20 protein-coding genes are annotated in these 23,533 nt (G+C 69.7%); 14 read left to right on the top strand and 6 right to left on the bottom strand.

The genetic code is table 11. From position 1 onward, the window contains the following. Positions 1-46 precede the first annotated feature (46 nt). A complete protein-coding gene (locus VD964_RS13365) occupies positions 47-2,467 on the bottom strand; it encodes a hybrid sensor histidine kinase/response regulator (protein ID WP_324869064.1) in 2,421 nt (806 codons plus the stop codon). A 278-nt stretch (positions 2,468-2,745) separates the two neighbouring features. On the opposite strand from VD964_RS13365, the gene VD964_RS13360 reads away from it, so the two are divergent. The 3 genes from VD964_RS13360 (at position 2,746) to VD964_RS13350 (ending at position 4,938) form a co-directional block, all read left to right on the top strand. Continuing rightward, entirely contained in the window at positions 2,746-3,948 is a 1,203-nt protein-coding gene (locus VD964_RS13360; RefSeq protein ID WP_324869063.1) for a PepSY-associated TM helix domain-containing protein, read from the top strand. A gap of 88 nt (positions 3,949-4,036) precedes the next feature. Next, positions 4,037-4,729, top strand: coding sequence for a hypothetical protein (locus VD964_RS13355; protein WP_324869062.1), 693 nt, complete (start codon positions 4,037-4,039; stop codon positions 4,727-4,729). Next, the gene (locus VD964_RS13350) at positions 4,726-4,938 is read left to right on the top strand and encodes a hypothetical protein (RefSeq protein WP_324869061.1); all 213 of its coding nucleotides are present in this window, start codon (positions 4,726-4,728) and stop codon (positions 4,936-4,938) included. The genes VD964_RS13355 and VD964_RS13350 overlap by 4 nt, the downstream gene beginning before the upstream one ends. A gap of 6 nt (positions 4,939-4,944) precedes the next feature. Here the strand turns inward: VD964_RS13350 and VD964_RS13345 are convergent, their stop codons facing one another. From VD964_RS13345 to hisG, 4 genes are read right to left on the bottom strand one after another with little or no spacing between them, the layout of a single operon-like run. Continuing rightward, on the bottom strand, positions 4,945-5,412 hold the full coding sequence (locus VD964_RS13345) for a low molecular weight phosphatase family protein (protein ID WP_324869060.1): 468 nt from the start codon (positions 5,410-5,412) through the stop codon (positions 4,945-4,947). Between the two features lie 22 nt (positions 5,413-5,434). Continuing rightward, positions 5,435-5,920 (bottom strand): UPF0262 family protein, encoded by a 486-nt coding sequence (locus tag VD964_RS13340; protein WP_149222878.1) that lies wholly within the window; start codon positions 5,918-5,920, stop codon positions 5,435-5,437. A gap of 19 nt (positions 5,921-5,939) precedes the next feature. Continuing rightward, positions 5,940-7,244 carry a histidinol dehydrogenase gene (hisD, locus tag VD964_RS13335; protein ID WP_324869059.1) on the bottom strand — a complete coding sequence of 435 codons (1,305 nt, stop codon included), beginning with the start codon at positions 7,242-7,244 and terminating at the stop codon, positions 5,940-5,942. Next, entirely contained in the window at positions 7,228-7,905 is a 678-nt protein-coding gene (hisG, locus tag VD964_RS13330) for an ATP phosphoribosyltransferase (RefSeq protein ID WP_149223079.1), read from the bottom strand. Before hisG ends, hisD begins: the two co-directional genes overlap by 17 nt. 306 nt (positions 7,906-8,211) lie before the next feature. Here hisG and VD964_RS13325 point away from each other — a divergent pair, with 306 nt between their 5' ends. From VD964_RS13325 to VD964_RS13300, 6 genes are all read left to right on the top strand, one after another. Next, a complete protein-coding gene (locus VD964_RS13325) occupies positions 8,212-9,471 on the top strand; it encodes a hypothetical protein (RefSeq protein WP_324869058.1) in 1,260 nt (419 codons plus the stop codon). Between the two features lie 465 nt (positions 9,472-9,936). Further along, positions 9,937-10,137 (top strand): hypothetical protein, encoded by a 201-nt coding sequence (locus tag VD964_RS13320; RefSeq protein WP_149222881.1) that lies wholly within the window; start codon positions 9,937-9,939, stop codon positions 10,135-10,137. A gap of 45 nt (positions 10,138-10,182) precedes the next feature. Then, positions 10,183-10,962 (top strand): MetQ/NlpA family ABC transporter substrate-binding protein, encoded by a 780-nt coding sequence (locus VD964_RS13315; RefSeq protein ID WP_324869057.1) that lies wholly within the window; start codon positions 10,183-10,185, stop codon positions 10,960-10,962. Between the two features lie 44 nt (positions 10,963-11,006). Beyond that, entirely contained in the window at positions 11,007-12,059 is a 1,053-nt protein-coding gene (locus VD964_RS13310; RefSeq protein WP_324869056.1) for a methionine ABC transporter ATP-binding protein, read from the top strand. Next, positions 12,037-12,705, top strand: a complete 669-nt coding sequence (locus VD964_RS13305; protein ID WP_108548565.1) for a methionine ABC transporter permease — start codon at positions 12,037-12,039, stop codon at positions 12,703-12,705. The genes VD964_RS13310 and VD964_RS13305 overlap by 23 nt, the downstream gene beginning before the upstream one ends. A gap of 54 nt (positions 12,706-12,759) precedes the next feature. Further along, positions 12,760-13,551: a MetQ/NlpA family ABC transporter substrate-binding protein gene (locus VD964_RS13300; RefSeq protein WP_324869055.1), complete on the top strand. Its 792-nt coding sequence runs from the start codon at positions 12,760-12,762 to the stop codon at positions 13,549-13,551. Here the strand turns inward: VD964_RS13300 and VD964_RS13295 are convergent. Next, a complete protein-coding gene (locus tag VD964_RS13295; protein ID WP_324869054.1) occupies positions 13,523-17,362 on the bottom strand; it encodes a tetratricopeptide repeat protein in 3,840 nt (1,279 codons plus the stop codon). The genes VD964_RS13300 and VD964_RS13295 overlap by 29 nt on opposite strands. A gap of 134 nt (positions 17,363-17,496) precedes the next feature. On the opposite strand from VD964_RS13295, the gene VD964_RS13290 reads away from it, so the two are divergent. From VD964_RS13290 to cheB, 5 genes are all read left to right on the top strand, one after another. Next, positions 17,497-17,943 (top strand): response regulator transcription factor, encoded by a 447-nt coding sequence (locus VD964_RS13290; RefSeq protein ID WP_324869053.1) that lies wholly within the window; start codon positions 17,497-17,499, stop codon positions 17,941-17,943. Next, complete coding sequence (locus tag VD964_RS13285; RefSeq protein ID WP_324869052.1) at positions 17,940-18,644, top strand: chemotaxis protein CheC; 705 nt, start codon at positions 17,940-17,942, stop codon at positions 18,642-18,644. Before VD964_RS13290 ends, VD964_RS13285 begins: the two co-directional genes overlap by 4 nt. Before the next feature lie 82 nt (positions 18,645-18,726). Next, positions 18,727-20,721 (top strand): methyl-accepting chemotaxis protein, encoded by a 1,995-nt coding sequence (locus tag VD964_RS13280; protein ID WP_324869051.1) that lies wholly within the window; start codon positions 18,727-18,729, stop codon positions 20,719-20,721. A gap of 5 nt (positions 20,722-20,726) precedes the next feature. Next, the gene (locus tag VD964_RS13275) at positions 20,727-22,385 is read left to right on the top strand and encodes a chemotaxis protein CheW (protein WP_324869050.1); all 1,659 of its coding nucleotides are present in this window, start codon (positions 20,727-20,729) and stop codon (positions 22,383-22,385) included. A 19-nt stretch (positions 22,386-22,404) separates the two neighbouring features. Next, entirely contained in the window at positions 22,405-23,523 is a 1,119-nt protein-coding gene (cheB, locus tag VD964_RS13270; protein ID WP_324869111.1) for a chemotaxis-specific protein-glutamate methyltransferase CheB, read from the top strand. Positions 23,524-23,533 lie beyond the last annotated feature (10 nt).

Below are 23,533 nucleotides of genomic sequence, written 5' to 3'. Positions count from 1 at the left end.
AGCGTGAGCGCGGCCGGGACGGTGCAGGCACTATAACACCGACTCGTCAGCTGTGTGCGATCAACTGCGGGCGCTGGGCATCGGGACCTTCCCCATCCCTGGCCCCATCCCGGGCCCCATCGCGCCCCCCATCACGCTCATGGCCGAATTCGCCGCCGCCGGACCTGTCGTTTTGGCCGTCATCGGGGCGGGCCCAGCGGCCGACGGCGGCCAGAAGCTTCGACTTTTCGAGCGGCTTTGCCAGATGCGCGTTCATGCCCGCCTGCAGGCAGCGCTCGACCTCCACCTGCATCACGCCGGCGGTCAGGGCCAGGATCGGGATCCTGCCGACCGGAGCGGGCAGGGCGCGGATGCGGCGGGTGGCCTCCAACCCGTCCATCACCGGCATCTGCACGTCCATCAGCACGATATCGTAGGTCTGTTCCTGCACGGCGGCGACGGCGGCGGCGCCGTCGACCACGGCGTCGACATGATGCCCCGCCTTGGTCAGCATGGTCATCGCCAGATCGCGGTTCATCGCCAGATCCTCGGCCAGCAGGATGCGCACGCCGGGGCTGCCCGGCTCGATGCTGGAGACGGCGGTGCTGTCGGGCTGGACCGCGGCGCTGCCGGCTGACAGCAGCGGCAGCGAGAACCAGAAGGTGCTGCCGGCGCCCACCTTGCTGTCCATGCCGATCTCGCCGCCCATCAGCTCCACCAGACGGCGGCAGATGGCAAGGCCCAGCCCGGTGCCGCCGCGCCCGCGCTCCAGCTGGGTGAAGCGCTGGAACAGGTCGCGCTGCCGGTCGGCGGCGATGCCGATTCCGGTATCCGTGACGGTGAAGGTGCAGATGCGGTTCCCGCCCGGCCGGCCCCCGGACTTGCTACCCCCCAGACTGCTGCCGTCGTCCTCCACCGCCTTCACGGTCAGCCGGACGGACCCGCGGTCGGTGAATTTCACCGCATTGCCCAGCAGGTTCAGCAGGATCTGGCGCAGCCGGTCGGGATCGCCCATGACGAAACCGCGGGCGGTGGCGGAGATGGTGGTCTGGATCTCCAGCCCCTTCTGTTCGGCGGCAAGCCGGACGATGGCGACGCAGCGGTCGGCCAGATCGTCAAGCCGGAACGGCACGCTGACCAGATCGAGCCGTCCGGCCTCCAGCTTCGACAGGTCGAGCACGTCGTTGATGACGGTCAGCAGCGACCGGCCGGCATCGCGCACCTGCGAGGCATAGCGGCGCTGTTCGGTCGTCAGCGGCGTTTCCAGCAGCATTTCCGCGAATCCGATCACGCCGTTCATCGGCGTGCGGATCTCGTGGCTCATTGTGGCGAGGAATTCCTCCTTGGCGCGGCTGCCGGCCCGCGCCTCCTCCATGGCGGAGCGCAGTTCCTGTTCGCGCTGCTTCAGGCGGCGCGACATGTTGTTGAAGGCGTGGGAGACGACGCGGAATTCGTGCGGGGCGCGGTCGGCCTCGATCATGGTGCCGCCGCCGCCGTCGCCGATGCGGGTGGCGGCACTTCCCAGCTCCCACACCCAGCGCAGGACGGAGGCGCGCAGCAGCACCCACAGCGCGATGACGCTGACCAGCCCGGCGATGGCGAGCAGGCCCAGGCTTTGCCACAGGTCGCGCCGGGCCTCCGCGATGATCGGGGCGGTCGGCATGCCGACGGCGAAGACGGTGTCGGTCTCGCTGGAATGGCGGAAGGCCCACAGCCGGCCGCGGCCGTCGGCGCTTTCGGAATCGAAGGCGCCGTTGCGCTCGCGCAGCATGTGCTGGACATGCTGCATGTGGAAGACGTTGCGGTTCAGCCAGCCTTCCGGGTCCGGCTGGCGGGCCACGATCACGCCGTGACGGTCCAGAACCATGACGCGGGCGTCCGGCTGCTTCAGCACCTTCACCAGATCGGTCAGCCAGGTGAGGTCGACCGCCACGCCGATCACGCGGACGATCCGTCCATTCTCCATGATGGGGCCGGCGACGATGATCAGTGGCTTCAGCGAGCGCTTGCCGATGATGAAGTCGCTGACCACCCAGTTTTTCGTGTCGAGGACGCGCTGGAAATACTCGCGTTCCCTGAGCGAGATGCCGGCGCCGGGGCCGGTGGTGTCGCAGATGATGTTGCCTTCGGCGTCGGTCAGCCAGACGCCGGTGGTCCAGCGGTGCTGGCGCGGCATCGGCGACAGGGTGGCGACGCAGGAATCGGTGTCGATCGGCGTCGCATCACGGATCGCCGGAACCAGCGACAGCACGCCGAGCAGGTTGCGCGCCTCCCCGATCAGGTCGCGCTGGCGCTCCACCCCGTCGTCGGCGAGGTGCAGGGCCAGTTCGCGCGCCGCATCGATGCGGTCGTCGAGCTGCTGGTCGGCCAGATAGAGCGCACCCGCCAGCGGCAACGCCAGCGATGCCAGCACGACGCCCATCAGGCGTGCACGCAGGCTGCGCGGACTGAAGGCGCGGAGAAGGCGGGGCAGCAGACCGGCGGGCATGGATCAGGGGCTCTCCGCGGGAACGGGCGTCGACACACCCGAGCCTAGGCCGGCACGCAGTGCGTTGCGATGACACAGCTCAATAGCATTGCGCGGGACGCCATGGGAACAGGCTGCAGCGCAAAAAGTTGCAAAATGCCAAAATTATTACCGACCATGCCGTGTGTCCGCGCGGCGGCATTTGACGGCCGTCAAGGCCGGCCGGCGGGGCTTCCGGGATGGTTCGCCCACCGCACCGATCATCCTTGCACCGATCCATCCGTCAGGAGGCCCGCCCGATGCAAACCCACAGCGACTGCGTCATGACCCCGGCGAGACCGTCCGGCCGGGGCGCCGGCATGGCAAGGCAGCGAATCCGGCGGATCGTGCTGACCCTGCATCTGACGCTGGGGCTCGTGGTTGGAGGACTGCTGGCCCTGACCGCGCTGACGGGCAGTCTGCTGGTCTTCTACGTCGACATCGACCGCATGCTGACGCCGGAACTGGTGGTCCCGGCCGGGCAAAGGGATGGGCGGACGGCCCCGGCGCCGCTCGACCGGGTGGTTCAGGCGTTGCGCGAGGCCCATCCGCATCGGACCGGCGGCTGGCGTCTGGAACTTCCCCATGGCCCCGACCATCCGATCATGGCGCGCTACATGAAGCCGGAGGAGACGGCGGGGAAATCCTTCGCCCCCCTGATGGTGGCGGTGAACCCGTATAGCGGGGAGGTGCTGTCCTCCCGCTTCTGGGGGCGCACCGCCATGACCTGGACCTATGATCTGCATTACCTGCTGCTGGCCGGCGACACCGGCCGGATGGTGCTGGCGGCGGGCGGCATCGCCAGCCTGCTGATCCTGGCCAGCGGGGTCTATCTGTGGTGGCCGGCCGCCGGGAGATGGGGACGGGCGCTGATGCCCCGCATCCGCTCCGGCTTCGTCCGGCAGGTGTTCGACATCCATGTGCTGGCGGGCGTCTACGGCCTCGTCGTCCTGCTGCCGCTGATCGTCACCGGGGTGGTCATGGAACAGCCGGACTGGGTGAAGCCGATGGTCGAGAGGCTGTCGCCGCTGACCCCGCCGCCCGCCGTCGCGTCGGCGAAAGCGGGGAGGGAGGTGGGGGCCGACGCCGCTCTGGCCGCGGCCCTCGCCCGCTTCCCGCAGGCCGAGCCGCGCTGGGTCGAGGTGCCGGCGCAAGCGGGCGGCGCCTACCACATCCGCTTGTTCCAGGCCGGCGAGCCCGGCTGGCGCTTTCCGAAGACCAGCGTCTGGGTGGACGGCGGCGACGGCACGATCCTGGACCTGCGCGACCCCACCCGTTGGACCTTCGGCGACGCCTTCTTCGGCTGGCAGCATCCGCTGCACAACGGCGAGTGCTTCGGCCTGTGCTGCCGCATCCTGGTGGCGGTGGCCGGCCTGCTGCCGACAGTGCTTCTGGTCACCGGCGTGCTGCGCTGGCGGCAGAAGAAGCGGACGCGGCCGGTGGCGGCGCGGGCCGGAGGGTGATGCTTGCCTTGTCTCGTTTGGCCGCCCGCTTTTCTTTCGCTTCGCGCCATGGTAGTTCGCGGATACCTTTCTATCTCCAGGGCAGGCTGTGGCAGACGACCATGATCTGGAAAGTGGCAGGGGACGTGGTGTCCTGCCTCGGCATATTGCGGCAGCGCTTCATCACCATGCCGATGATTGCCATCCTAAACTGGATGGCGACGCCAGGAGCTATGTCGTCGGACACGGGAAAGCAACGGGATACGAGCATCTGTTCGCGTATGACCTCGATGCGGAAAAGGAGATCTGCCGTCATAGCGATGGCGAGCCCGAGCGGGTCGGTATTCCGGAGACCCTTGCCTGTGCCGGTGCGGACGCTCACCGCCGCATCGTCATCCACCACAATCATCCCAACGGCTCCTCCCTGAGCGCGGCCGACCTCCGGCTTTTCGATTATTTCCCAGGAATTGCCACGATTTTTGCTCATGGTCATGATGGCATCGCATACAGAGTGACCATTCTGCAGCGGGGGAACATCGGCAGGGCCCTGCGGCAGGTGCAGGGTGTTGTCACCGACTGGCATCGCTCCAACGCGCTGGTGGCGCCGGCAACCCGACTTGACGGTGCATGGATCACAACCCACGTGCTGTGCCTGATCTTGCAGGCTGCCGACATGATCGACTATCGTTTCCGCAAGGTCGCGGAGCGGCGCAAGGGGTACGAGTTCGCAACCCTCGCGGCGGACTTGCTGGTATCGAGGTCGGCAGCGGAGTTGCGGAATTCACTGGGGAGCAGAAGATGAGCCTGGGCGTCCCATCACCTCCCGACGATTTCTTCCATGTCGAACCCTGGCAGCAGTGGCGGGAGACGCTCGTCCGACTGCATGATGGAGCCGACGGCATTCAGAAGCGCCTGCTCTCCGATGCGATTGCCGACGCCGATGCCGAAATCGGTCGGATCAAACGATATCGAGCCGGGATCGGACCGTATAGGGCTGTTGCCGCCGGCTGACCGCCGTTACACCGTCGGTCCGCGCGTCAGCGGAAAGCGCTGCTTGACCTTGGCCAGCAGGCCGTCGCGGACGTGACGGTAGGCTTCCAGCATGGCGTCGCGGGTGCCGTCGACCAGGGTGGGGTCGAAGGTGTTCCAGAACTCCACGTCGCAGGCCATGGTGCGCGTCATCTCGATGGCGCGGTGCTGCGCCTCCGGCGACAGCGAGACGATCAGGTCGAAGTTGGTGTCTTCCAGATCCTCGAAGGTGCGGCAGCGGTGCTTGGACAGGTCGATGCCGATCTCCTCCATCACCGCGACGGCGAAGGGATCGACCTCGTCGCCCTCGCGGACGCCGACCGAATCCACATAGACGCGCGTGCCGTGGTAATGGCGCATCATCGCCGCCGCCATCGGCGAACGGATCATGTTGTAGGTGCAGGCGAACAAGACGCTCGTCACCGGCAGGGGGGTGAGGACCGGGGTCGCCGCCATGGCCTTGCGCCGCCCGTGTCCGTCAACCGCGGATATGCAGGACGCAGATCAGCGTGAACAGCCGGCGCGCGGTCTGCAGGTCCATCTCCACCTTGCCGGCCAGCCGTTCGCGCAGCATCTCGGACCCCTCGTTGTGCAGGCCGCGGCGGCCCATGTCGATGGCCTCGATCTGCGAGGGCGTCGACCGCTTGATGGCGGCGTAATAGCTCTCGCAGATCAGGAAGTAATCGCGGACGATCGACCGGAAGCCGGTGATCGGAAGCATCAGCCTGTCGAGTTCGCTGTTGTCCTCGCGCCGGATGTCGAAGACCAGCCGGTTGTCCTCGATCGACAGGTGCAGGTGGTACGGCCCGTCCTCCGCGAACTCGCAGGGGCAGAACTCGTTGTCTTCCAGCAGATCGAAGATGGCGACGGCGCGCTCATGCTCCACCTCGGGCTTGTGGCGGACGACACTCCGCTCGTCGAGCGTCACATGGGTGATGCGCCGCTTGCTTTTCGCCGTCGTCACGCCCCGCCTCCCCTGCTTCTTACGCTTTATAACCCGGCAGCCGCTGAGCGACGGAGCGCGCATGCGCCTCCAGCCCCTCGGCCATCGCCAGCGTCACCGCCGCCGGGCCGATGGCCCGCAGGCTTTCGGCGTCGCAGGCGACGAAGGTCGTCCGCTTCATGAAGTCCAGCACGTTGAGGCCGGAGGAGAAGCGGGCGCTGCGCGCCGTCGGCAGCACATGGTTCGGCCCGGCCACATAGTCGCCAATGGCTTCCGGCGTGTAGCGGCCGAGGAAGATGGCACCGGCATTGCGGATCCGGGCCGCCAGCGCGTCCGGATCCTCGACCGCCAGTTCCAGATGCTCCGGCGCCAGACGGTCGACCAGGGCCGGCGCATCGGCCGTCAGGTCGCCGACCAGGACGATGGCGCCATGCTCGCGCCAGCTCTCGCCGGCGATTGCCGTGCGTGGCAGCGTTTCCAGATGCTTGTCGACCGCCGCCGCGACCGCGTCGGCGAAGACGGCGTCGTCGGTGATCAGGATCGACTGGGCCGAGGTGTCGTGTTCGGCCTGCGACAGCAGGTCCATGGCGATCCAAGCCGGATCGTTGTGGCCGTCCGCCACCACCAGGATTTCCGACGGGCCGGCGATGCTGTCGATGCCGACAAGGCCGTAGACCTGCCGCTTGGCGGCGGCGACGAAGGCGTTGCCGGGGCCGACGATCTTGTCCACAGGCCGGATCGTCGCCGTGCCGTGGGCCAGCGCCGCGACCGCCTGGGCGCCGCCGATGCGGTAGATCTCGTCGATGCCGCAGCGCTTGGCGGCGGCCAGCACCAGCGGGTTGATCGCCCCGTCCGGCGTCGGCACCACCATGACGACACGCTCGACGCCCGCCACCTTGGCCGGCAGGGCGTTCATCAGCACCGACGACGGGTAGGAGGCGGTGCCGCCCGGCACATAGAGGCCGACGGCGCCGACCGGTGTCCAGCGAGCGCCCAGCCGCACGCCGGCGGCGTCGCGGTAGTCGGTGACCTCCGGGATCTGGCGGCGGTGGAACTCTTCGATCCGCGCGGCGGCGAGGTCGAGCGCCTCCAGCGTCTCGGCCGAGCATTTGGCCGTGGCGGCGTCGATTTCGTCCCGGCCGATGCGCAGGGTGTCGGCCGTCAGGGTCTGGCGGTCCCAGCGGGCGGTGTAGTCGATCAGGGCATCGTCGCCGCGCGTGCGCACCTGTTCGATCACCCCGGCGACCAGCGTCTGGACATCCTCGCTGGCCTCGCGCTTGGCGTGCAGCAGGGCCTGGAAGCCGGCGGCGAAGTCCGCGTCGCGAATATCAAGCCTGACGGGCATTCACCGCCTCCCGGAACTTGTCGATCCACTGAGAAATCTCGGCCGTCCGCGTCTTGAAGGCGGCGCGGTTGACGATCAGGCGCGAGGTGACGTCGGCGATATGCTCCACCTCCACCAGCCCGTTGGCCTTCAGCGTCGATCCGGTGGAGACCAGATCGACGATGCGGCGGCACAAGCCCAGCGTCGGGGCCAGTTCCATCGCGCCGTTCAGCTTGACGCACTCAGCCTGGACGCCGCGGGCGGCGAAGTGGCGCTTGGTAACCTCCGGATATTTGGTGGCGACGCGCACATGGCTCCACCGCGACGGATCGTCGCCCTCCATCATCTCCACCGGCTCGGCGACCGACAGGCGGCAGGCGCCGATGCCGAGGTCGAGCGGCGCGTAGATCTCCGGATAGTCGAACTCCATCAGCACATCGTTGCCCGCCACGCCCAGATGGGCGGCGCCGAAGGCGACGAAGGTCGCCACGTCGAAGGAGCGGACGCGGATGATGCTGAGGTTCGGCACATTGGTGGCGAAGCGCAGGAGCCGGCTCTTGTCGTCGTCGAAGGCCGGCTCCGGATGGATGCCGGCATGGGACAGCAGCGGGCGCAGCTCCTTCAGGATGCGGCCCTTGGGCAGGGCCAGCACCAGTTGGTCATCGACCGGTGCGGCCGTCATCGCTGCGGCAGTCACCCCTTGGGCGCTGGGATCGGCGGACAAAACACTCTCCTCGCATCGCTCGCCGGGGCGGTGTGCAGGCCCCGGATGAACCATCGACGCGATAGATAGCACATTCCGCGCGCCCGTCACCTGTCGGTGTCACGCCCCGCATCGTCCGCGTGGCCCGTTGGTCGCCGGCGGCTGCGGCACGACGGCGGCAGGTTGCCGGGATATGGTTACAATTTGACTCAGAAAATCCATCCGTAGGTGCATTGACAGGATTTATACAATTTTCGCCCATTCACTTTAAGGAACATCAAAGCAATGATTGCGTCTCTCCATCCCATTTCCCAAGGCGCCATCCGGCCGGCTATTCTGACGGCCTTGGCCCTGGCGCTCTCCGCCGCCCCCATGGCTGGCGCCCTTGCCGCCTCTTCCACCTCCTCCGGCAATTGCACCTATCCGCAGAGCGGTTCGGTGTCGCTGGCGCTCAGCTCGGGCGCATCGTCGGTTCTGAACGGGTACATGATCGACGTCGCGGTGCTCGACGCGAACAACGCGGCATCGGCCGGCGTTCAGCCGGTGATGGTCGACACCGGCTCCACCGGCCTCGCCCTGCCGTCCGGCAAGGTTCCGGCCAGCGTCTGGAACGCCTCCACCCAGACGACCCAGATCGCCTATTCCAGCTCCGGCAATTACTACGCCGGCAAGAACGTCAAGGCGGCGATCGCCCTGCCGCTGAGCGGTGGCGGCTATACCAACACCACGCCGGTCGACATCATCGCCACCAGCTGCCATTGCCAGGTGACCTCCAACCCGCCGACCAGCACCGCCACGGTGGATCCGAACAACTGCGCCAGCTATGAGGGCACCGCCCCGGTGAACGGCAAGAGCGGCACCAGCTTGGCGAACTGCGCCAAGGTCAGCGACGGCTTCGGCATGATCGGCGTCGGCTTCGACCGCGGAACATCCCCGACCACCACCAACAACCCCTTCCTGAACGTGCCGGCCGCGGCACATGCCGGCTATGTCTTCACCCAGCAGGGCATCGACATCGGCCTGACCCAGGCGAACGCCAACGGTTTCCAGACGGTTCAGCTGACCCAGGTGTCGCCGCAGCCGACGACCGGCGGCACGGTGTGGAACGGGGCAACCGCCTGTATCACGCTGAAGGATTCGAAGGGGACCGCGCTGGGCGCCCCGCTCTGCGGCAGCACGCTGGTGGATACCGGCCTGGACTACATGTTCATGGCTTTCAGCGACAGCGCCCGCCCGGCCGGTTCCGTGGACACCGTCACCGTGAACGTGCCCCAGCCCGGCGGCGGAACCAAGCCGGTGAAAGAGACGATCGTCACCCCCGGCCTGACCATGGAACTGACCGTGGCGGGCACCACGCTGAACCCGACCCTGACCGCACAGCTGAATCCGCCGAAGGTGGTGCTGCCGCTCGACCAGTCCCAGGCGACCTGGATCGAGCCGAGCAACGGCAACTTCATCAACACCGGCCGGCATTGGCTGAGCAAGGTTGACTATCTGTTCGACCAGTCCTGCGGCCAGATCGGCTTCAAGCAGCTGTCTCAGTAACCGGTACCATATCGTGCGCGGCGGTTTCCGCAGACCGCCGCGCATTTACCATTAGAAAAATGTATAAACGTGGAAAGTACACTTATTTGCGAAAAAGCCGGTTGACTGAATACCGATATCGGCAGTAGACATTATCCATCGGACGCCCCGCCGGGGCATCCCGCGGCAATTTGACTTCTGCAGCTTGCGCCGCGTCACCAAACGCTAAAGCGCCACGATACCGGTCGTGGACCTCTTCAAGAAGGAGAGACCGGAATGACATCGCGAGTTTCCGTTCCCCCATCCGTGCTTCGGACCGCTTTCCCGGCCTGCATGATGCGCCCGGGCCTGTGTTGCCGCTGACCTTGCGGCCCCAAGACACAGCGCCCATTCCGCACATCCGCCAGTCCTGAACGCATTTGCGCCGCCGTCCCGCCCCGCCCCAGTGTGCCGAGGGCCCGGCCGCGCCAGGGGGAGTCCTTCGCCATGTCCCACGCCAGCGCCTACGCCATCGAAGTCCAGGGCCGGTCCGCCGGCATCGTCGTCGCCGAGCGCGGCGGCTTCACCTTCTTCGTGTCCGACTGGGCTTTCCGCGATCTCGACCGCCGCGTCTTCCGCAATGTCGGACAGGCCCAGCGCGCTGCCCACCAGCATTACAGCCGGCTGCCCGACACCCGCCGCCGCTGAGCCCCGATAAATGCCCGCTGCCAAGAAACCCTGAGGAAAGACCCGATGAAGCGCATCCTGATGTCGGTGGCCGTCGCCGCCGGCCTGCTGACCGCCGCGACCTCTGCCTTCGCCGCTCCGCTGAAGCTGGGCGTGTCGGCCGGCCCCTATGGCGAGATCCTGGAATTCACCGCCAAGCTGGCCGCCAAGGAGGGCATCGAGGCGCAGGTGATCGAGTTCACGGACTGGAATATGCCCAATGCCGCGCTTCAGGCCGGCGACATCGACGCCAACAATTTCCAGCACCAGCCCTTCCTGGACAATCAGGTGAAGCAGCGCGGCTACGACATCGTCTCCGTCGCCAAGAGCGTCGTGGTGCCGATGGGCGTCTACAGTGCCAAGGTGAAGGCGCTGGCCGACCTGAAGCCGGGTGCGTCGGTGTCGATCCCCAACGACCCCACCAACGGCGCCCGCGCCCTGTTCCTGCTGGCCAAGGCCGGCGTGATCGGGCTGAAGGAGGGAGCCGGCCTGAACACCACCATCGCCGACGTGGTGAACCCGAAGGGCATCAAGCTGGTGGAACTGGACGCCGCCCAGCTTCCCCGCTCGCTCGACGACGTGGATGCGTCGGTCATCACCCTCAACTATGCCGTGCTGGCCGGGCTGGAGCCGAAGAAGGCGCTGGTGCTGGAGGATGACCAGTCGAAGTGGAACCTGGTCTGGGCGGTCCGCAAGGATCGCATGGAAGACCCGACGATCAAGCGCTTCATTGCGCTGTATCGTTCGCCCGAAGTGCGGCAGTTTATCGAAACGCGCTTCAACGGTTCCATCATTCCGACTTGGTGAGGGGGCTGGGGGGACGCTGGACGTCCCCTTTTGCCGAATAAAAGATGATAACGCTAACAAACATTCGCAAGACTTACGCCGCCCGCGGCGGCGGGGCTCCGGTCCACGCGCTGGCCGACATCGACCTCTCCATCGAACGCGGCGAGGTCTTCGGGATCATTGGCCGGTCGGGTGCCGGCAAGTCCACTCTGCTGCGCACGGTCAACCTGCTGGAAAGCCCGACGGCGGGCAGCGTCACGGTGGATGGGGTGGAGATGACCACCCTGTCGGCGGCGGAACTGCGGCAGGCCCGCCATTCCATCGGCATGATCTTCCAGCACTTCAATCTGCTGTCCTCGCGCACCGTCTTCGACAATGTGGCGCTGCCGCTGGAACTGGCGGGCATGGCCAAGGCGGAGATCGGCCGGACGGTGGAGCCGCTGCTCGACCTCGTCGGGCTGGCCGACAAGCGCAACCGTTATCCGGCGGAGCTGTCGGGCGGGCAGAAGCAGCGCGTCGGCATCGCCCGCGCTCTCGCCAGCAAGCCGAAGGTGCTGCTGTCGGACGAGGCGACCTCCGCGCTCGACCCGGAAACGACGACGCAGATCCTGCATCTGCTGGGCGACATCAACCGGCGGCTCGGCCTGACCATCGTGCTGATCACCCATGAGATCGCCGTCATCAAGGAGATCTGCCACAAGGTGGCGGTGATGGAAGGCGGCCGGGTGATCGAGCAGGGGCCGGTCTTCGACATCTTCGCCCATCCCAAGCACCCCACCACCCGCAGCTTCGTCGATCCCGTAATCAACCGCGGGATTCCCGACAGCCTGCGCGACCGGCTGTCGCCCCAGCCCGGCCTGGGGAGCAACCCGGTGCTGCGCATCACCTTCACCGGCGAGAAGGCGACCACCCCGGTCATCAGCGCCATCAGCCGCCACTTGAACCTGGACCTGAACATCTGGCACGGCCAGATCGACGAGATCCAGGGCGCCCCCTTCGGCACGCTGGTGGTGGAGGCGCTGGGCGACACGGCCAAGGTCGATGCCGCCATCGCACTGGTGAAAGAGAACAATCTGGGCGTCGAGGTGTTGGGCCATGCTCTCCCCGCAAATCATTGACCTGCTGATCAAGGGGCTGATCGACACGCTGCACATGGTGGCGGTGTCGGGCGCCATCGGGACGCTGATCGGGCTTCCCATCGGCGTGATGCTGGCCGTCACCGGGCGGGGCGAACTGCTGCAGAACTTCGCCTTCAACAAGGTGATGGGGGCGGTGGTGAACATGACCCGCTCCACCCCCTTCATCATCCTGGTGGTGGCGATCATCCCCTTCACCCGGCTGATCGCCGGAACCTCCATCGGCACCAACGCGGCCATCGTGCCGCTGACCGTCGCCGCCGCCCCCTTCATCGCCCGTGTGGTGGAGAATGCGGTGCGCGAGGTCGACCGCGGCCTGGTCGAGGCGGCGCAGGCGATGGGCGCCACGCCCTTCCAGATCATCCGCAAGGTTCTGCTGCCGGAAGCCCTGCCGGGCATCGTCGCCGGCCTGACCCTGTCGGCGGTCAGCCTGATCGGCTATTCCGCCATGGTCGGCGCGGTCGGCGGCGGCGGCCTGGGCGACCTCGGCATCCGCTACGGCTACCAGCGCTTCCTGCCGGAGGTGATGCTGGCGGTGGTGATCGTGCTGATCGTGCTGGTGCAGATTGTGCAGTCGACGGGCGACCTGATTGCCCGCCGGGTCAACAAGCGTAATTTGAAATCCTGACCCTGAAATCCTGGCCCTGAAATCCTGATTCAAAAAACCCGAGGAGTGTTCGAGATGCTGCGCTTCCGTTCGCTGGCTTCCCTGCTGGCCGGCGCCGCCACCATGGCCATCGCCTTCGGTGCTTCCGCCGAGACCATCAAGGTCGGCGTCACCGCCGGCCCGCATGCCCAGATCCTGGAAGCGGTGAAGCCCATCGCCGCCAAGGACGGGCTGGACATCCAGATCCTGGAATTCACCGACTACGTCATCCCGAACCAGGCGCTGGCCGGCGGCGACCTTGACGCCAACAGCTTCCAGCACCAGCCCTATCTGGACAACCAGGTGAAGGACCGCGGCTTCGATCTGGTCAGCGTCGGCAAGACGGTGGTCTATCCGATCGGCATCTATTCCAAGAAGGTGAAGAGCCTGGAAGAGCTGCCGGCCGGGTCCAAGTTCGCCATCCCCAACGACCCGACCAACGGCGGCCGCGTCCTGCTGCTGCTGCAGGCCAAGGGGCTGATCAAGCTGAAGGACGGCGGCACCCTGAAGGCCTCGCCGATCGACATCGTCGAGAACCCGAAGAAGCTGGAGATCGTCGAGCTGGACGCCGCCCAGCTGCCGCGCTCGCTGGACGACGTGACCGCCGCCGCCATCAACACCAACTTCGCGCTGGAGGCCGGCATCGACCCGGTCAAGGACGCCATCGCCCGCGAGGCGGCCGACAGCCCCTATGCCAACGTCATCGTCGTGCGCAAGGCCGACAAGGACAAGCCCTGGGTCGCCAAGCTGGTGAAGTCCTACAACAGCCCCGAGGTGAAGGAGTTCATCCTCACCAAGTTCAAGAACGCCGTGGTTCCGGCATTCTGAGACTGCTGAGGGCACGTCCGGCGGCGCCCAGCGCGTCGCCGAGCGTCTCGCCCGGTTTCGGGCAGACCAGCCGCATCGACGGATACCAGGGCCGGCACGCGGTGCCGAGCGCCGTCCAGTCCCCCGCCGGCCCGACCCGCCAGACCGGCACCCCAAGCGCGCCGGCCATCTCCGCCACCGACGTTCCGGCGGAGATCACCAGGTCCAGCGCCGCCGTCAGGGCGGCGGCTCCGTCGAGGTCGTTCTTCAGGTCGAGCGGCGGGCGGTGGATGGTGATGCCGAAACGCTGTTCGGCGTCGGCGAGTTCGGCCTCGCAGTCGTCGTATTGAAGAGTGATCAGGCGCAGGCCGGGCAGGGTGAGGATCGGCGCCCAGTCGGTCAGCGGCGCGTAGTTGGCGTCGCGCAAGGCACTGCGCAGGCCGCTACGCCAGCAGAGGCCTATGGTGAGGGGGGAGTTGGCTCCTTGTAGCGGTTGCCCCCTCCCCATCCCTCCCCCGCCTTTGGCGGTGGAGGGGGTAGGATGCTTGGCGGCGTGACTTGATTGCGAAGCGGCGGCAGTCCCCTCTCCCGCCAAAGGCGGGGGAGGGTTAGGGAGGGGGCCGTCATCGCCACCCAACTCCCCCAACCACCCCCGCCACCGCTCCATCGCCGCCTCGTCCGCGCGCAGCCAGCCGCTCCGCGCCGGAAAGCCGCCCAACCCCCAGCCCAGCCGCAGCGGCAGCGACCCCGCCGGGACGTGGCAGTCGGCATCCACCGGCTCCGCCGTCGCCGCCCGCACCAGCGCCTGCGGGAAGGAGCGCGCGAACAAATCCATTAGCCGCGGCTCGCACTCCACGATCACCCGGCCGCCCACCTGTTCCGCGCGCCCGATCAGGTCGGCGTAGCAGGCGCTGTACATCAGCTCGTCGCCCACCCCCTGTTCGCGCCAGACCAGCACCGTCTTCCCCGTCAGGTCGCCGCCGTCCCAGGCCGGGATGCGGAAGCGGCGGTCCGGCAATGCCTGTCCGGCGGCGAAGCGGGCCTCCAGCCCGGTCCATCCGGTGCCGAGTTCGCCGCGCGCCAGCGCCGCATAGCCACGGTTGAAGGCGGCAAGCGTCAGGCTCGGGTCGTCCTCCACCGCCTGCCGATAGGCCGCATCGGCCTCCTCCGGCCGGCCGGCGGCGTGCAGGGCGTTGCCCAGATTGTAGCGCCATTCCGCCCGCGTGGACTCCAGCGCCAGCGCCCGGCTCCAGCCCTTCAGCGCGGCATCCAACCGGCCTTGGCGCTGCCGCAGGTCGGCCAGACCGGCCCAGCCGGCGCCGATGCCGGGAGTCAGCAGGATCACCCGCCACCATGCCAGCCCCGCCGCGGCGCCGTCGCCCGCCCGTTCCAGCGCCAGGGCGAGGTTGCCGATCGTACCGAGGTCGCCCGGACGGCCCTGGAGTGCCAGACGCAGATGCCCCACCGCCTCCGCTGGGCGGTCGAGCGCCAGCGCCGCCAGCCCGAGATTGCCGACCGCCGACGGGTCGCCGGGCCGCAGGCGCAAGGCTCGCTCCGCCGCGCGATCCGCCTCGGTGGCACGCGCGGCGTCGCGGAGCGCCTCGGCCGACAGGGCGGTCCAGGCCTCCGCCAAAGCGGGATCAAGGACGAGCGCCCGCCGGAAGAACGGCACGCCGTCGCGGCCCATCGCCTGCCGGGCGAGTCCGGCATTGGCCCACAGCCCGGCATGGAAGGGGGCAAGGCGCAGCGCCGCCTCGGTCGCCTCCGCCGCCTCGACCGCCGCGCCGCGGGTCAGGCGGAGGGCGCCGAGATTGCCGAGCGCCTCCACATCCTCGGGGGCGAGGGACGCGGCGGCCTGCCAGTCGGCCTCGGCCTCCGCCATAGCGCCAATCTCCTGGTGGGCCAGTGCGCGGCGCTTGTGGCGGCCGGCACTCGGCTCCGCGGTGATGGCGCGGGTCAGCAGGGTGACGGCGATGTCGGGACGGCCGGCCTGATGGCCGAGCAGGCCGTAGCCTTCCAGCGCCGCGGGCACCTCGCCTCCCTGGTCGAGGATGCGCTGATAGGCTTTCTCCGCCTCCGGCCAGCGGCCGGACTCGTGCAGGTCCCGCGCCTCCGCCAGCCAGTCGGCGATGGGCAAGGCGGGCGCCAGACGGCGCAGTTCCGCCGCCATGCGCACCAGCACGTCCGCCAGCCCTTCGCCGGGCCGCGCGCTCCACAGCCGCATCGATGGGAACCAGGGCCGCACCGCGCTGCCCAGCGCCGTCCAGTCGCCGGCAGGGCCGAAGCGCCAGACCGGCACGCCGAGCGCGCCGGCCATCTCGCCGACCGAACTCGCCACCGTCACCACGAGGTCGAGCCCGGCGATCAGCGCGGCGACACTCTCCAGGTCATTCTTGAGGTCGGTATCCGGCCAGCGGTGGATGCGCAGGCCGAGGCGCTCCTCGGTCGCGGCGATCTCCGCCTCGCGCTCGTCATATTGCAGGGTGACCGGGATCAGGCCGGGCAGGGTCAGCAGCGGCGCCCAGTCGGCGAGCGTCGTGTAGGCGGCCTTGCGCTCCCCCAGCATGTTCTGGCTGCCCCAGCAGATGCCGACGCGCAGGCCCGGCCCCAGCGCCGCCAGCCGGTCGCGCCAGTCCGCCAGCCGGGCCGGGTCGGGCGCCAGCCAGGACCGCCGGTCGGGAAAGGCGGACAGCGTCGGCCGCAGCAGCCGGGGCAACGATCCCATCGCCAGATGCCTGTCGGCATTGATCGGGGCGTCGGTGGGGTCGGTCGTCTCCGCCCGCACCGTGAGGCCGGGCAGGGCGCGGCCGACCAGCCCGGTCAGCCGGGCATCGACCTCCACCACCAGGTTGTCCGGACCGATCCCGGCGGCGAGGTCGGGCAGGGCGGTGCCGAACATCAGTTCGTCGCCCAGCCCCTGTTCGCGCCAGACCAGCAGGCGCCCGCCCGCGGCACCGTCCCAGGGCGGCAGCGTGAAGCTGCGTCCGGCCGAAACGCGGCGGGAGGCGAAGCGCGCCTCATACTCGTCCCACCCCTCCGCCAGCCGGCCCTGGCCGAGCAGCCGCAGGGCGAGATTCCAGCGCGCCAGCGCGAAACCGGGAGACAGGGCGAGCGCTTGGCCGTAAAGCGCTTCCGCCTCCCCGCCGCGGCCCTGGGCCTCACGCAGCAGGGCGAGGTTCACCATGGTTTCGGCATCGCCGGGGGCAAGGCGCAGCGCCTCCCGATGCGCGGCCTCAGCCTCCCCGATGCGGCCGGTCTCCTTCAGTACGACGCCGAGGTTGGTTAGCGCCGTGGCATGGCCGGGATCAAGCCGCAGGGCGTGGCGCAGCGCCGTCTCCGCCTCGCCATACTCGTCCCGCGCCCGCAGCAGCGTGCCGAGATTGGCCCAAGCCTCGGCATAGCCGGCGTCGAGGTCGAGCGCGCGGCGGTAATGGACGGCGGCATCATCCAGCCGGTCCTGCTCCTGCAACGCGCTGCCCAGGCTGTTGTGCGCCTGCGGATAGGCCTCGCGCAGGGCGAGCGCCCGGCGGTATTCCGCCTCCGCTTCACCCAGCCGGCCGAGCGCGTGTAGGGCGAGGCCGAGGTTGGCGTGCTGCTCCGCCATCCGGGGGCGCCGCGCGATGGCCTGGCCGATCAGCCGGACCGCTTCGGCATCTTCCCTGCGCTGGTGGTGCAGCACGCCCAGCAGGTGCAGCGCATCGGGGTTGCCGCGGTCGGTCGCCAGCATCGCGCGGTAGGCCCGTTCCGCCCCATCCAGGTCGCCGGCGCGGTGATGGCCCAGCGCTTGGCCCAACAGGGCGGCCAGTTCGGCGGCGGATGATGATGACGGCATGGAACGGGGGCCGGATCGAAGGAAGCGGTCCGTCTCGATAGCATGAGTCGGCCGGCCGCCGCGCCCGCAAAATCCCGACGCCTATTCCCGGCTGCGATCAAGGGGACTGGCGTGACGACATTCATTCTGTATACTTGCGCACAATTCGGCTCTGCCGGTCGAGCTCTATCCAAAAGGCCTATATCTTGGGTAAGACTGTAATCATTGTCGACGATAGCAAGCTTTCGCGCATGCATGTGCGGGCGATGGTCTTGCGCAACAAGCCGGACTGGTCGGTCGTCGAGGCGGCGAACGGCGATGAACTCTTCAAGACGCTTCAGGACACGCCTGTGGATGTTGCGATCATCGATTACAACATGCCCGGCGACAATGGCGTGGAGAGCGCGGCCAAGCTGCGCCAGAGCCACCCGAACGTCCATGTCGCCATCATCACCGCCAACGCGCAGGACGCGGTGGTTTCCGGCATCCGGGCGGTCGGCGCCGCCTTCATGCCCAAGCCGCTGGAGGAGGAGCAGGTCGCCCGCTTCCTGAACTCCACCGCCCTGCCGCCCCGCCGTCCCTCCCAGGCCGCACCGGAGTGACCGCCGCCCCCATGCTGAGCGAGCTGGAGCGCGATGCCCTGGCCGAACTGGGCAACATCGGGATCGGCAAGGCATCGACCGCGCTCGGCCGCATGCTGGGCGGTCTGGTGACGCTGTCGGTGCCGTCGGTGGAGATGGTGCCGCCGGAGGAGGTGGCCGGGCTGCTGGACCGGGCGCTGACACCGCCGCTGGTGGGCGTTTCGGAAAGGCTGGACGGCCTGTTCGCCGGCTGCGCCCTGCTGGTCTTCCCGCAGGCCGGCAGCCTGCCGCTGGTGCGCGCGGCCCTGCCCCCGGGCGTTCCGCCGGACGACGTTCCCGAACTTGAGGACGAAGTCCTGGCGGAACTGGGCAACGTCGTTCTGAACAGCGCGCTGGCGCTGGTCGCCAACCTGCTGGGCGAGCCGGTGGACACCGGCCTGCCCGTGGTGATCCGCGGCAGCGGGGCGGAGATCCTGCGCAGCTGCGCCGTGGTGGCGCCGGCCATCGTGGCGGAGGCCGGTGCGGCCCAGTCCGGTTTGGGGGCTGCTGCGGTGCTCTTCCACATCGATCTGCACACCAGCCTGCCGGACGGCGATGGGGACGGGGCCTCGGTCGGGGCCTCGGTCGGGGTCGGTGGGCGGGTGGTCCTGCTGCTCGATTCTGGCTCGGCGGGCACGCTGCAGGCCACGCTCGGCCGCTATATCGGGCGGATGGTGACGTAAGAGCATCAAGAAGAACCGGCGCAGAAGAATCGGCCAACAAGAACCGGCCAAGAAGAACCGACTGGAAAGGCGGGGAAGGACAATGACACTCATCAAGAAGACCAGGATAGACACGGCACGCACGGCCCGGAACAAGGACGGCGGTGCCGATGCCGGTCCGGATGGGGGCGCAGTCGAAACCGCCGAAGCGGCCGCCGTCCCGACCATGAAAGCCGCTTCGCCGGAAGGTGCCGGTCCGAACGCTCCGCAGCGCCGCCGGGCGCGTGCCGACTCGCGCCGCCGGCAGGCCGCCAGCGGCATCGCCGCCGCCTCAACCGAACTGGCGAGCGGCGTCACCCAGGCGGCCTCCGCCGCCGAGGAACTGCGCCGGGCGATGGAGCAGATCGCCGCCGGGGCCGAGGAGTCGGCCGGCGCCACCCAGCAGTCGCAGCGCATGATCGGCCGCGCGTCGGAACTGCTGGCTCGCTCGCGCGCCACCGCCGAGCAGGCGGTGCTGCGGGTCGAGGCGCTGCAGGGCACGCTGAAGGACGTCAGCGGCCAGATCCTGTCCTCCATCGACGGCATCGTCCGCGCCGCCGAACGGCAGGAGGCCTCGGTCCGGCTGGTGCGCGACCTGGAGGCCCAGGCGCGCGAGATCGGCGCCATCGTGCAGAGCGTGGCCGCCATCGCCGACCAGACCAACCTGCTGGCCCTGAACGCCGCCATCGAGGCCGCGCGGGCGGGGGAGGCCGGCAAGGGCTTCGCCGTCGTCGCCGACGAGGTCCAGGCGCTGGCCGAACGGTCCGAACGCAGCGCCAACGACATCCAGGGGATGGTCGGCGAGATCCAGGAGGCGGTGGCCGCCATCGCCGCCGGCATCGTCGCCTCGTCCGATGCCGCCAAGGCCGAGGTGGAGCGCGGGCGCACCATCGTTAAGCAGTTGGAAGGCGTGCGGTCGGACATGACCGCGCTGGTGCAGGGCGCGCAGGAGACGATCCGCGCCGCCGTGGAGGCCGATCAGGCCGCGCGCGAAGCCCTGCGCGGGGCGGAAACCATCGCCGCCAGCGCCGAGGAGCAGTCCGCCGCCGCCGAGGAGGCCCTGAAGACCGCGGGCGAGCAGGCCGTCGCCCTGAACCAGAGCCAGCGCGCCGCAGGCCAGCTGTCGGAACTGGCCGAGGATCTGGAGGGCACCGCCGACCTTGCCGCCACCGCCGACGAGCTGGCCTCGGCCGCGGAGGAGCTGTCTGCCGCCATCGAGGAGATCAACCGCGCCGCCGCCCAGATCATGACGGCGATCGGCCAGATCTCCGGCGGCGCCCAGTCGCAGAGCGCCGCCACCCACCAGCTCGCCTCCGCCATCGCGGAGATCGACGCGGCGGCGACGCTGGCCGCCGGCCGGGCGCAGGACTCGGTCGAGCGCTGCTCCTCGATGGAAGCCCTGCTGGGCGAGACCCGCGACACCATCGGCCGGCTGGCCGACGGCATGCTGGAGGCGGTGGACTCGTCCCGCCGGGCCGGCGAGCGGCTGGACGCGCTGGAGCGGATCGGCCGGCGCATCGACAAGGTGGTCGACGCCATCGCCACCGTCGCCATCCAGACCGGCATGCTGGCGGTCAGCGGCTCCATCGAGGCGGCGCGGGCGGGCGAGTTCGGCCGCGGCTTCACCGTGGTCAGCGGCGACATCCGCAAGCTGGCCGGCGACAGCGCCGAGAGCGCCGAGCGGGTCAAGGACATCGTCCGCAACATCCAGGATCAGATGCTGCGGGTGCGCCGCGACATCGACGACGTCTCGGCAACCGCGCTGGCGGAAACCGCGCGCCACCGCGCCTTCGGCGTCACCCTGACCGCCGGCGCGCAGGAGCTGCGGGTGGTCACCGCCGGCAGCCGCGAGATCCTGGACGCCGCCGCGGAGACCACCGTTGCCCTGCGCGAGACCCGCACCGGGGTGGAGCAGGTGGCCACCGCCGCCGCCGCCGCCAACCTTTCCGCGACCGAGGCGGCCAAGGCCGCCCGCGAGCAGGCCAAGGGGGCGGAGGAGCTGGCGTCGGCGATCGAGGAGATCGCGGCGATGGCCGACAGCCTGCTCGGCGCGGTTTGATCGCCGTGGCGACGGAAGCCGCAGCCGGAGGGGCATCCGGCGGGGCATCCGACGGTGGCGGGGCGGGCAGCCTCGCCTTCGTCACCATGACGGTCGGCGACCTGCGCCTCGCCCTGCCGATGTCGTCCGTGCATGCGGTGATCCGTCCGCCGGAGCTGGTGCGCATCCCGCTGGGCCCGCCGGGGCTGGAGGGGCTGGCGCATTGGCATGGCGACGCGGTGCCGGTGCTGGACCTCGCGATGGCGCTCGGACGGGACGGCGGATCGCCCGACACGCGCGAGACCCGCGTGGTGCTGGTCGGGCATCGCGGCCAGCCGGTCGGCCTGCGGGTGGACGCCATGGCCGGCATCCTGCGCAGCGATCCCGGCCGCATCGACCCGGTGGCCGCCGAGGATGGCGGGCTCGACCCCGCCATGCTGGACGGCCTGCTGCGCGACGGCCCGGCCACCATCCTGAAGCCGGACGTCCTGATCGACCGGCAGTTCGGCGACTTGGGCGAGACCGACCGGGCGGCGACCGCGGGCGGGCTGATCGGCGGTTTCGGTCGGTTCGCAGGCCCGGGCAATGACCGGAGCGCCGGCGGCAAGGCCGCGGGCGGAATCGACCGGCTGGCGCTGCTGGTCTTCGAAGTCGCCGGGCAGGAATTCGCCCTGCCGGTGGAGCGCGTGCGCGAAGTGCTGCCGGCCCCGCGCGAGATCGCCCGCATGGCGCGGTCCAGGGCGCATCTGCTGGGGGTGATGTCGGTGCGCGACCGGCTGCTGCCGCTGGTGGGCCTGCGCGCGCTGTTCGGGCTGGACGGCGTTCGGGAACAGGAGGCTGGGGGGCAGGCGGCCGGGGGACAAGCGCTCGGACGACGGGTGGTCGTGGTGCGGCCCGGCCAGGGGCAGGCCCCGGTCGGCGTCCTGGTGGACGAGGTGCGGGAGATCCTGCGGCTCGACCCCGCGCAGATCGACCCGGTTCCGCCCTTTCTCGCCCGCGAACCGGAGTTCGAGGATTTGGACGGCATCGCACGTGCGGATGGCGGGCGGCGGCTGGTCTCCGTGCTGTCGGCCGGGCGGCTGTTCCGGCATGGCGCGGCGATCGGCGCGGATGGGGAGAGGGACGGCATGGAACCGGCAAGGCCCGCGGATGCGGGCAGCACGGGCGGCATGGCGGAGCGTTTCGTCGTCTTCAGCCTCGCCGGGGCGGAATACGGCCTGCCCGTCGCAGCCGTGCGCGAGGTGCTGCGCCGGCCCGACAGCATCACGCCCCTGCCCAACGCCCCCGATTTCGTCAGCGGCGTGCTGACGCTGCGCGGCGAGGTGCTGCCGCTGATCGACCAGCGCCGGTTGCTGCATCTGCCGGCGGCGGGCGGGGCCGCTCCCGGACTCGCGCGTGGCCGGGTTGTGGTGGTTGGCCGTGATGGGGCCGATGCCGCGCGGGTCGGGCTGCTGGTCGACGGGCTGTCCGGACTGGTGACGATCCCGGCGGAGCGGATCGGTCCGGCTCCGGCGGTGTCGGCGGCGCAGCGCCGTCTGATCCGCCGGGTCGCGACCCTGGTGCCCCGCGAACCGGAATTGGCGGGGCAGGGTGCCGGCGGCGGCGCGCGCCTGATCCTGCTGATGGATGCGGAAAGCCTGCTCGACATGGACCGGCTGGCCGGCCTGCTCGTTACCCAGCAGTGACGGCTCGATGGGGGACGGCGTGCTGACGGTGCTGGTGGTGGACGATTCCGCGTTGATGCGCCGGCGCATCGCGGAGCTGCTGAGCGAGGCCGGCTTCCGGGTGGAGACCGCCGCGACGGGGGAGGAAGCCCTGGCGCGCCTGCCGGCCGTCGATCCGGACGTGGTGACGCTCGACGTGACCATGCCCGGCATGGACGGGCTGGCCTGCCTCGCCCGCATCATGGTGGAGCATCCGAAGCCGGTGGTCATGGTCTCCGCCCTCACCGGCGCCGGCGCGGAGGAAACGCTGGAGGCGCTGCGGCTGGGAGCGGTGGAGGCGGTGCAGAAGCCGGCCGCCGGTGCCATCGGCCGCATCGGCGAGGAGCTGGTGGAGACGGTGCGCGCCGCCGCGTCGTCGCGCCCGCGCCGGGTGCATGGCCTGCGCGAGCGGCTGCGGCTGGCCCGCGCCCGCATCGCCGGGGAGGATTTCGTCGCGCCCCCATCACTTCCCGCTCCGCTGCCGGCTCCGCCCACGGGAAAGACCGCTGCGGGCGCGGAGGGAGACGGGGTGGTGCTGGTCGGCGTGTCCACCGGCGGACCCAGCACGCTGGAGGACATCCTGCCCCTGCTGCCGCCCGACTTCCCCTGGCCGGTGGTGGTGGCCCAGCATATGCCGGCCGCCTTCACCGCGACGCTGGCGCGCCGGCTGGACGAGATGTGCGCCCTGCGCGTGCTGGAGGTGGAGCGGGCGACGGTGCTGGAGCCGGGCATGGTCTGCATCGCCCGCGGCGGCGCCGATGTGGAGCTGGCGCGGCGCGGCGGGCGGCTGCAGGCGGTCTGCGTGCCCGCGGCGGCCGACCGGCCCTGGCACCCCAATGCCGACAGGCTGGTGACCAGCGCCATGCGGCTGCTGCCGGCGGACCGGCTGGTCGGGGTGCTGCTGACCGGCATGGGCAACGACGGCGCCGCCTCGATGGCGGAGCTGCACGCCCGCGGCGGACGGACCATCGCGGAGTCGGAGGACAGCGCCGTCGTCTTCGGCATGCCGCAGGATTTGATCCGGCGGGGCGGTGCCGGCATCGTGCTGCCGTCGGACCGCATCGCCGGCCAGCTGATCCGCTGGCTGGCGCCCGCCCAGCGGCGGGCCGGCGGGCATTAGGGAGGACGCC

Origin of the sequence: Azospirillum sp. (assembly GCF_035628975.1) — a bacterium.
Lineage (GTDB): Bacteria > Pseudomonadota > Alphaproteobacteria > Azospirillales > Azospirillaceae > Azospirillum.
The sequence above is the reverse complement of the archived record's forward strand: the minus strand, read 5'-3'. Positions and strand labels throughout refer to the sequence as shown.

Bases quoted from the DNA above. Each gene is read 5' to 3' on its own strand.
- VD964_RS13365 (WP_324869064.1), bottom strand. From the start codon at position 2,467: ATGCCCGCCGGTCTGCTGCCCCGCCTTCTCCGCGCCTTCAGTCCGCGC.
- VD964_RS13360 (WP_324869063.1), top strand. From the start codon at position 2,746: ATGCAAACCCACAGCGACTGCGTCATGACCCCGGCGAGACCGTCCGGC.
- VD964_RS13350 (WP_324869061.1), top strand. From the start codon at position 4,726: ATGAGCCTGGGCGTCCCATCACCTCCCGACGATTTCTTCCATGTCGAA.
- VD964_RS13345 (WP_324869060.1), bottom strand. From the start codon at position 5,412: ATGGCGGCGACCCCGGTCCTCACCCCCCTGCCGGTGACGAGCGTCTTG.
- hisD (WP_324869059.1), bottom strand. From the start codon at position 7,244: ATGCCCGTCAGGCTTGATATTCGCGACGCGGACTTCGCCGCCGGCTTC.
- hisG (WP_149223079.1), bottom strand. From the start codon at position 7,905: ATGACGGCCGCACCGGTCGATGACCAACTGGTGCTGGCCCTGCCCAAG.
- VD964_RS13325 (WP_324869058.1), top strand. From the start codon at position 8,212: ATGATTGCGTCTCTCCATCCCATTTCCCAAGGCGCCATCCGGCCGGCT.
- VD964_RS13320 (WP_149222881.1), top strand. From the start codon at position 9,937: ATGTCCCACGCCAGCGCCTACGCCATCGAAGTCCAGGGCCGGTCCGCC.
- VD964_RS13315 (WP_324869057.1), top strand. From the start codon at position 10,183: ATGAAGCGCATCCTGATGTCGGTGGCCGTCGCCGCCGGCCTGCTGACC.
- VD964_RS13310 (WP_324869056.1), top strand. From the start codon at position 11,007: ATGATAACGCTAACAAACATTCGCAAGACTTACGCCGCCCGCGGCGGC.
- VD964_RS13305 (WP_108548565.1), top strand. From the start codon at position 12,037: ATGCTCTCCCCGCAAATCATTGACCTGCTGATCAAGGGGCTGATCGAC.
- VD964_RS13300 (WP_324869055.1), top strand. From the start codon at position 12,760: ATGCTGCGCTTCCGTTCGCTGGCTTCCCTGCTGGCCGGCGCCGCCACC.
- VD964_RS13295 (WP_324869054.1), bottom strand. From the start codon at position 17,362: ATGCCGTCATCATCATCCGCCGCCGAACTGGCCGCCCTGTTGGGCCAA.
- VD964_RS13280 (WP_324869051.1), top strand. From the start codon at position 18,727: ATGACACTCATCAAGAAGACCAGGATAGACACGGCACGCACGGCCCGG.